The sequence below is a fragment of the Pedobacter sp. UBA5917 genome, from assembly GCF_002432345.1.
Taxonomy (GTDB): domain Bacteria; phylum Bacteroidota; class Bacteroidia; order Sphingobacteriales; family Sphingobacteriaceae; genus Pedobacter.
The window spans coordinates 1-9177 of sequence record NZ_DJDT01000123.1; the positions used below are offsets into that span (position 1 = coordinate 1).

At 40.3% G+C, this 9177-nt stretch carries 5 protein-coding genes; 4 read left to right on the plus strand and 1 reads right to left on the minus strand.

What is annotated here, in order from left to right; all coding sequences use genetic code 11:
* Positions 1–44 precede the first annotated feature (44 nt).
* Positions 45–809 carry an SDR family NAD(P)-dependent oxidoreductase gene (locus B2V92_RS07400; RefSeq protein ID WP_293306384.1) on the minus strand — a complete coding sequence of 255 codons (765 nt, stop codon included), beginning with the start codon at positions 807–809 and terminating at the stop codon, positions 45–47.
* Between the two features lie 266 nt (positions 810–1075).
* On the opposite strand from B2V92_RS07400, the gene B2V92_RS07405 reads away from it, so the two are divergent.
* The 4 genes from B2V92_RS07405 to B2V92_RS07420 form a co-directional block, all read left to right on the plus strand.
* Entirely contained in the window at positions 1076–3811 is a 2736-nt protein-coding gene (locus B2V92_RS07405; protein ID WP_293306386.1) for an alpha-d-galacturonidase, read from the plus strand.
* The gene (locus tag B2V92_RS07410; protein ID WP_293306388.1) at positions 3811–5364 is read left to right on the plus strand and encodes an MGH1-like glycoside hydrolase domain-containing protein; all 1554 of its coding nucleotides are present in this window, start codon (positions 3811–3813) and stop codon (positions 5362–5364) included. The genes B2V92_RS07405 and B2V92_RS07410 overlap by 1 nt, the downstream gene beginning before the upstream one ends.
* Before the next feature lie 243 nt (positions 5365–5607).
* Positions 5608–7185 carry a glycoside hydrolase family 28 protein gene (locus B2V92_RS07415; protein WP_293306390.1) on the plus strand — a complete coding sequence of 526 codons (1578 nt, stop codon included), beginning with the start codon at positions 5608–5610 and terminating at the stop codon, positions 7183–7185.
* A 1-nt stretch (position 7186) separates the two neighbouring features.
* On the plus strand, positions 7187–9177 hold a 1991-nt coding region (locus B2V92_RS07420; protein ID WP_293306392.1), incomplete at its 3' end, for a glycoside hydrolase family 95 protein.

Below are 9177 nucleotides of genomic sequence, written 5' to 3' on the forward strand. Positions count from 1 at the left end.
CCAAATCGTATTAATTTCATTATACTGTATTTAAAATTTTGTTATTAGTTGTTTAAGGTCGTAAATCCACCGTCGATCGGGTAATCGCAGCCGGTAATAAAGGAAGCTTCATCGCTGCAAAGGTATAATGCCAGTGCGCCCACTTCTTCCGGTTTGGCCATTCTGCCGATCGGTTGTGTTTTGGAAAGTTTTTCGAACATTTCGGGGATATTATCCGGATAGTTTTTTTGTAAAAAACCATCTACAAACGGTGTATGCACCCTTGCAGGAGAGATCGAATTACACCTGATGTTTTCGCCGATATAATCTTTGGCCACACTCATGGTAATGGCTTTTACAGCACCTTTTGCCGCGCTGTATACAAAACGGTCGGGTAGGCCGATCAAAGCAGCAATTGAGGCCATATTGATAATTACACCTCCGCCGGCAACGCGCAACTGTGGAATAGCCGCATGCAAACAATTGTATACACCTTTTACGTTTACACGCATTACACGGTCAAAATCAGCTTCATCAGTGGTGTCGGCCTTGCCAATGTGTGCAATGCCCGCATTATTGATCAGGATATTGATCTGCCCGATCTGCTCAAACACTTCATGTACCGCTTTATGGTCGGCAACATCACAACCGTAACTAAATGCCGATCCGCCGTTTTCCTTAATTTCATTTATGGTATCCTGCGCCTGTTCGGTTCCCAGTTCGATAATGTGTACCTCTGCGCCCTGTTTAGCTAAAATAGTTGCAATGGCCCTTCCAATGCCACTTCCGCCACCTGTAACCACGGCTTTTTTGTTTTGTAGTGAAAACATGTATATGGTTATAAATTATAATTGATTAGAATATAACTACAAATAAAATAAATATTGTTGGTTAAAAATTTTATCTTCTTGTCTAAATATTAAAAGATATTGTCATAGTTTGCCTGGCATCGCCTTAGCATCTTACCTTGCATAAATTTTACAAAAGCAGATTCCTAAATTACTTATATTTGAATATTATTTTTATATTTAAATAATATTTTAACCAAATACCACACAAACCTGCCTTTAAAAGGTTGTTGCTAGAGCCAATTTGAATGAGAAATTTTCTGATTTTTATTTCCTGTCTGTTTATATCTGTACCATTTTCTAATGCAGCCGATAAGCTGCAAAAAAACATTGTCATTTCTACAGAAAATCATGTAAGGGTGAGGTTTGGTGCAGAAAGAATCTCGAAAGCCTTGTCGCGATTAAATTATCAGGTTAAAATAGAACAGAGGGATAAGCTTAATGGCTTTAACAATGCGATTGTGATCGGTGTATTTTCTGATAAACTTTTCGCCAATAATCTTCCTGTTGAAATAAAAAATAAAATCGCTGTTGCCCAAAAAGAAGGCTTTCATATTTATACTTCCAAAAACGGAACGCTTTATATTATCGGAAATGATGCATCAGGTGCGCTATATGGCTGTATAGAATTAGCAGATCAGATCAATGATACAAAAAAAATACCCGCAACTTTAGCCATTTCCGATCAGCCTGAAATGGTATTGCGCGGAACCTGTATCGGTCTGCAAAAACCTGATTACCTGCCCGGACATGATGTTTACGAATATCCTTACACGCCCGAAACTTTTCCATGGCTGTATGATAAAGCCTTATGGATAAAATACCTCGATATGATGGTAGAAAACCGTTATAATTCGCTTTATCTATGGAATGGACATCCTTTTTCTTCTTTACTAAGGCTAAAAGATTATCCTTATGCGGTTGAAGTGGATGAAGCCACATTAAAAAAGAACGAAGAAATCTTCCGGTTTTTAACCACTGAGGCCGATAAGCGCGGTATCTGGGTAATCCAGATGTTTTATAATATTATTATCCCTAAACCCTTTGCAGATAAACATGGTTTAAAAACACAGGACAGAAACCGCCCGATTATTCCTTTGATTGCGGATTACACGAGGAAGTCGATTACTGCATTTGTAGAGAAATATCCTAACGTGGGTTTGATGGTGGCTTTGGGAGAAGCCATGGAAGGCGTGGGCCAGGATGATATCGATTGGTTTACCAAAACGATTATCCCGGGTGTAAAGGATGGGTTAAAGGCAGCTGGTATAAAGGAAGAGCCTCCTATTGTACTGCGTGCGCATGATACTGATGCGCCCAGCGTAATGAAAGCCGCTTTACCGCTTTATAAAAACCTGTATACGGAAAACAAATTTAACGGCGAAGCTTTAACCACTTATACACCGCGTGGGGCATGGGCCGATTTAAATAGAAAACTGGCCGCTATCGGTACGGTTAATATCTCCAATGTACATATTTTGGCAAATCTGGAGCCTTTTAGGTATGGCTCGGCTGATTTTATCCAGAAATCGGTTCAGGCTATGAATAAAATTTATGGTGCAAAAGGATTACACCTGTACCCACAGGCAAGTTATTGGGACTGGCCTTATTCGGCTGATGAAGTAAAAGGAAGATTGCTTGAGGTAGACCGCGACTGGATCTGGTATAAAGAATGGGCAAGATATTCGTGGAATTCACAGCGCAACCGTGCGCAGGAGATTAATTACTGGGGGAAAGAACTGGCCAATAAATATGGTACTGATCTGAAAAGCGGTAAAGCCATTTTAAACGCTTACGAGGAATCGGGAGAGATATCGCCCAAACTTCTTCGTCGATACGGCATTACCGACGGTAACAGGCAAACCTTAACCCTGGGCATGCTGATGACACAATTGATCAACCCATACCGTTACGGACTTTTTACTTTACTTTACGAATCGGAAGCGCCTGAAGGTGAAATGATTATCGAATACGCCGAAAAAGAATGGAAAAAGCAGGGACACATTGGAGAAACACCTGTACAGGTGGCAAAAGAAGTGATTGAACATGGTAAAAAAGCCATCCAGTCGATTAATGAAGCCAGTGCAGTTGTAAAAAAAGATACCGCAGAATTTGACCGCTTAAAAAATGACATCTACTGTTACGATGCCATGGCTAATTTTTATGCAGAAAAAGTTAAAGCCGCGCTTTGGATACTGAGGTATAAATACTCCAATCAGGTTAGCGACCTCGAACAGGCATTACCTTTCCTTCAAAAAAGTGTAAGTCATTATGCAGTATTAGTTAAACTAACCGATCATAATTATTTGTATGCCAACAGTATGCAAACCAAACAACGCAAAATACCAATGCGCGGTATAGATAAAACATTTATCCATTGGAAAGAGATGTTACCGGTATTTACCAAAGAACTTGAACACTTTAAAAAGAGCATCGATTCGTTAAAATCAATAAAAGAAGGAACGCTAGTTGCAATTATCCCTTATAAAACAGCCGATGTAAAACTGTTAAACGGAAGCGAAAACTATACCATTGCTAAAGAAACTTCTGTTTTTACAGATACAACGGTTAGGATCAAAGAATTTGCAGCGCAGTTGGCAGGTTTAAAAGGAATTAAATTAAGCAGGGCAGCTCAGATTAAAACCGGTACAGAAATTAAATTTAGCACCAGTGTTCCGGTAAAATTACTGATCGGCTTTTTTAACCAGAAAAATCCAGCATACCTGGCTCCACCACAGCTGGAGACAGATGCAAGCGCCAATAATTATGGCCAATCGGAGATTAAAATATCAAATGCATTGGTTTTAAACGGCTTTCCGCCTGCAAACGTGCATGCTTATTCGTTCCAGGCCGGAACACATACTTTAAATTTAGGTAAAGGTGCCTGCCTGGTATTGGGTTTTATCGATGATAAACAGGAATTACGGATTTTTAACGCCGGTTTAGATGGCAGGGGAAAAGATATAGATTGGTTATTTGAATAATGGGAAATACACGAAATTTTATAGCCACGGCGGCATTGTCGGTACTGGCGCTTACTGGCTTCGCACAGCAAAAAACGATTCTGGGAACAGAGAAACTGAATAAATACGTGGAGTATTTTAATTCAATAGATACTGAAGCTGTCAAAAATTATATCCCAAACAGTGAGTCTTTTAAGTGGCTGTCTGATCAGGTCCCTTTATTAGATTGTCCGGATGAGGTAATGGAGCAAAATTACTATTACCGCTGGTGGACCTTCCGTAAACATTTGGTTAAAACGCCCGATGGTTTCATTTTTACCGAATTTATTGAACCGGTTAAACATGCAGGAAAATATAATTCCATCAGCTGTGCACTGGGGCATCATATTTATGAAGGCCGTTGGTTGAAAGATAACAGTTACCTGAAAGATTATATTAAATTCTGGCTTTATAAAGCCGATGTTGGCGAAACAAAACAACGTTTCCATCAATTTAGTAGCTGGGTAGATGATGCCGTTTATCAAAATTACCTCGTAAAACCTGATCATGGATTTTTGAAGGAAATTCTGCCGGCCCTGGATAAAGATTATGCTAAATGGGAAACTGAACGACAGCTTAAAAATGGCCTGTTCTGGCAAAATGATGTGAAAGATGGCATGGAAGAATCGATCAGTGGTTCGCGTAAAGACCAGAACCAACGCCCAACCATAAACAGTTACATGTATGGCAATGCCATTGCATTAGATAAAATAGCCACACTTTTAAGCGATGCCGCACTGGCCGAAAAATACAGGAATAAAGCCATCATAATCAAAAAACTGGTTCAGGATAGTTTATGGAACCATTCTTCTTTGTTTTTTGAAACCAGGAAAGCCAAAGGTGGCTCAGCAAACGTTCGTGAAGCCATTGGTTTTACACCCTGGGATTTCAATTTACCAGATGATGATGCCAATTATGCCAAAGCCTGGGATCAATTGCTGGATACGGCCGGGTTTAAAGCGCCCTGGGGCCTAACCACTGCCGAAAGAAGAAACCCAACATTCAGAACAAGGGGAACAGGTCATAGCTGTGAATGGGATGGCGCATTATGGCCATTTGCCAGTTCGCAAACATTAAAGGGATTGGCAAATCTGTTGAGCAATTACAAAACACATGGTAAAATGACAGCCGAAGTTTTTTATCAGGAACTTCATCGGTACGCCGCATCACACGTCAAAAACGGAAAACCATATCTCGGAGAGTATCAGGATGAAAAAAATGGAGAGTGGTTAAAAGGTGATAATCCCAGGAGCAGTTTTTACAATCACTCTACTTTCAATGACCTGATCATCAACGATCTGATCGGCATAAAACCCCGTCAGGATAATGTACTGGAGCTTTTTCCATTAATCCCTAAAAATCAGTGGCACTGGTTTATACTCGATAATGTTACTTATCACAACAAGATAATAACCATTTTATGGGATCAAACGGGTAAAAAATACAACCGTGGCAAAGGACTTTTGATTTTTGTAGAAGGAAAGGAAATTTATAAAGGCAAAGATCTGAAACCGGTTAAAGTTAAGATGGATTAAAATGATACGTCATTGCGAACGCCTCGGTTCGTGTCTTCACGAATCGAACCGAAATAAATGAATAAAAAAGCGATAAAATCGCTGTTCTCACTCATCCTCGTTACAAACGAGGACGATGGAACTTAATAATAAACCCAGCGCCTCGGTTCGTGTCACCACGAACCGAAACTAAGTTACAAACGAGGGCGATAAAAGATTTATTGGTTCGTGGAGACACGAACCAAGACGTATAAACAAAAACAAATGAAATACTTTTTCAAAACCATATTTTTCGTACTAACAGTTGCCACTTGTTTAACCGCTACTGCCCAGTCTTATTACAACGTAATTAAATACGGCGCAAAAAACGATAGCAGCAAACTGGCCACTACTGCGATCAGGAATGCCATCGATGCGGCTTCAAAAGCTGGCGGGGGTACTGTTTATTTTCCTGCCGGAAAATACTTAACTGGGGCTATCCACTTAAAAAGCAACATCACCATATTGATAGATGCCGGTGCTGAACTACATTTTAGTGATAACTTTGATGATTACCTCCCAATGGTTAAAAGCCGTTATGAAGGTGTTGATGTAACCAGTTTTTCGCCATTATTTTATGCCTATAAAGCAGAAAATATCTCGATTATCGGTCGGGGAATTATCGAGGGGCATGGCAAAAAATGGTGGGATTTTGTAGAAGGATACAAAGAGGGGCAGCCGCGATCGAAATGGCAGACCACCTTTGACGGTTTAAATAAAGACATTATCCTGCCCGACGATCCGAAGCAGATGAAAAGAGGATTTCTCCGTCCGCCGTTTATACAGCCCATGTTCTGCAAAAACGTACTGATTGAAGGAATTACCATCCGCAATTCCCCTTTTTGGACCATTAATCCCGAGTTCTGCGAAAATGTTAAAATTCATGCCGTTACCATCAATAACCCACATTCGCCCAATACCGATGGCATTAACCCCGAATCCTGTAAAAATGTGCACATTTCTGATTGCCATATCAGCGTTGGTGATGATTGCATCACGATTAAATCGGGTAAAGATGCGCCTGGCCGAAAAATGGCCGTTCCAGCCGAAAATTATGTCATCACCAATTGTACCATGTTATCTGGTCATGGTGGCGTGGTAATCGGCAGCGAAATGTCGGGAGATGTACGCAAAATAGCCATTTCCAATTGTGTTTTCGATGGAACGGACCGTGGAATACGCATTAAAACGGCCCGCGGCAGGGGTGGTGTGGTTGAAGAAATCAGGGTGAGTAATGTCATCATGAAAAATATAAAAGATCAGGCCATTGTATTGGATATGCAGTACGCAAAAACCAATATCGAAGCGGTTTCAGCGAGCACGCCGATCTTTCGGAATATCCATTTCAGTAACATTACCGGAGAGGTTAACCAGGCCGGTTATCTCAACGGATTGGAAGAAATGCCTATCGACAACATAAGCTTTAACGATATTAATTTTGAAGCGAAAACAGGATTTGCAATCAGCAATTCCAATAACATCGAATTTCATAATGTAACAGTAAATACGGTTTTAGGTCCATCTTTAAAAGCTTCAAAAGTGAGCAATTTGATTGTAGATGGTCTGAAAAATAACAAACCATTGCCAAATACACCAGTGATTGACCTTACAAACACATCCGATCTGTTTTTATACAATGCTTTTCCGGTAAAAGAAACAGTTACCTATCTGAAATTAAATGGCGCCGAAACCAAAAATATCTTCCTCGGAAACAATAACTTTAGAAGGATGAAGGAAGCGGTTAAAAAAGAAAAGGAAGTTACCGTTAACATCGAAATTATTTCAGGCGATAAAGGACAATAATATGAGGCTTAAACTTTTATTGGTTATTTTATTATCAGCTGCACATTTTAGCGGTTTTGCACAGGAAAACAACCATACTTTATGGTACAACAAACCTGCAGAAAAATGGACCGATGCATTACCTATAGGAAATGGAAGATTAGGTGCCATGATTTTTGCTGGAACGGCTGTTGATCATATCCAATTTAACGAAGAAACCGTTTGGACAGGCAAACCGCGTGATTATAACCGTAAGGGGGCTTATAAATATCTTCCTGAGATCAGAAAACTGCTTTTCGAAGGCAAACAGAAAGAAGATGAAGCTTTGGCACAGCAACAGTTTATGGGGCTACAAAGTAGTTCGGGCGATCGCAAAGTTTGGGTTAACGAAATGAAAGCAGGTAAGGGCATTGAGGGTAATCCGGCCCTGACCAATTTTGATGATAAACTTTGGAAAACGATAAAAGTACCATCTTATGAAGGCTGGGAAGCCGTAGGTCTTGCCAATTTAGATGGCGCAGTATGGTTCAGAACCACTTTTGATGTACCGGAAAACTGGCTTGGGAAAGACCTCGTGCTCGATCTTAACCGCATTCGCGATCAGGATTTTACCTATATTAACGGTCAATTGGTTGGCAATACCGATAATACGGAACCACGGAAATACACTATTCCTGCCAAGCTGATCAAAAAAGGTGTAAATGTGATTGCCATACAGGTGCTCAATTATTTCGATAAAGGTGGACTTGCCGGATATAAAGACACTTCGAAAAAAATTAGGATCTATCCCACTGGAAGTAATGTAGAGGAAGGAATTTCGCTGGTAAAAGAATGGAAATACAAAATACAGAATGAAGATCCACCTGCCGTTCCGCAGTACCAGGCCAGCTACCAACCCTTTGGCGATCTGAATTTATACTTTAAACAAACGAAATCAATTGTTTCCAATTATAAAAGAGAATTGAATATCAGTACTGCTGTTGCTAAAACCACTTATACTTTAAATGGTGTAAACTATCAACGGGAGTATTTTGCCAGTCAGCCCAACCAGGCCGTGGTGATCCATTTAACAGCCGATAAAAAAGCTTCCATTAGTTTTGATGCCGAACTTTCCAGTGCCCACCGGAAATCATCGGTAAAAGCTTTGGGCAATAACGTAATTGCTTTAACCATACAGGTAAAAGATGGTGCCATTAAAGGCGAGAGCCGTTTAACCGCATTGATTAAAAATGGAACGGTTAAAATTGTTAATGGCAAAATAAGCATCACTGGTGCTGATGAAGCAAGCCTTTATTTAACGGCAGGAACCAATTTTATCAACGCCCAGGATGTCTCAGGAAATCCGGCAATAGCCAATATTAAAGCGTTGAACGGCCTAAAAGGAAAAACTTATGCTGTAATTAAACAGGATCATATCAAAGAATACCAAAGCTATTACAAAACCTTTAGTGTTGATTTTGGGCGCTCGGAAAATGAAAAGTTACCTACAGACGAAAGATTGGCAAAATTTGCCAATGCCAACGATCCTGCATTTGCTGCCCTGTATATGCAGTACGGTCGTTATTTATTGATTTCGAGTTCGCGACCGGGCACACAACCGGCTAACCTCCAGGGAATCTGGAACGACCTGTTAACGCCGCCATGGGGGAGCAAATATACCACCAATATTAACCTCGAAATGAACTACTGGCCAACCGAAATCCTAAATTTACAGGCTTTAAACGAACCTCTTTTTAATAAAATAAAGGGATTGGCTAAAACCGGTGCCGAAACCGCAAAAGAATATTATAATGCCCGGGGATGGGTTTTGCACCACAATACCGATTTATGGAATGGTACAGCACCCATTAATGCCTCTAATCATGGTATTTGGGTAAGCGGGGCTGGCTGGTTGAGTGATCATTTATGGGAACATTACGAATTTAGCCAGGATCGTAAATTTCTCGAAAAGGAAGCTTATCCATTAATGAAACAGGCCGCTTTATTTTTCGAAGATTTTTTAGTGAAAGACCT

Bases quoted from the DNA above. Each gene is read 5' to 3' on its own strand.
- B2V92_RS07400 (WP_293306384.1), bottom strand. From the start codon at position 809: ATGTTTTCACTACAAAACAAAAAAGCCGTGGTTACAGGTGGCGGAAGT.
- B2V92_RS07405 (WP_293306386.1), top strand. From the start codon at position 1,076: ATGAGAAATTTTCTGATTTTTATTTCCTGTCTGTTTATATCTGTACCA.
- B2V92_RS07410 (WP_293306388.1), top strand. From the start codon at position 3,811: ATGGGAAATACACGAAATTTTATAGCCACGGCGGCATTGTCGGTACTG.
- B2V92_RS07415 (WP_293306390.1), top strand. From the start codon at position 5,608: ATGAAATACTTTTTCAAAACCATATTTTTCGTACTAACAGTTGCCACT.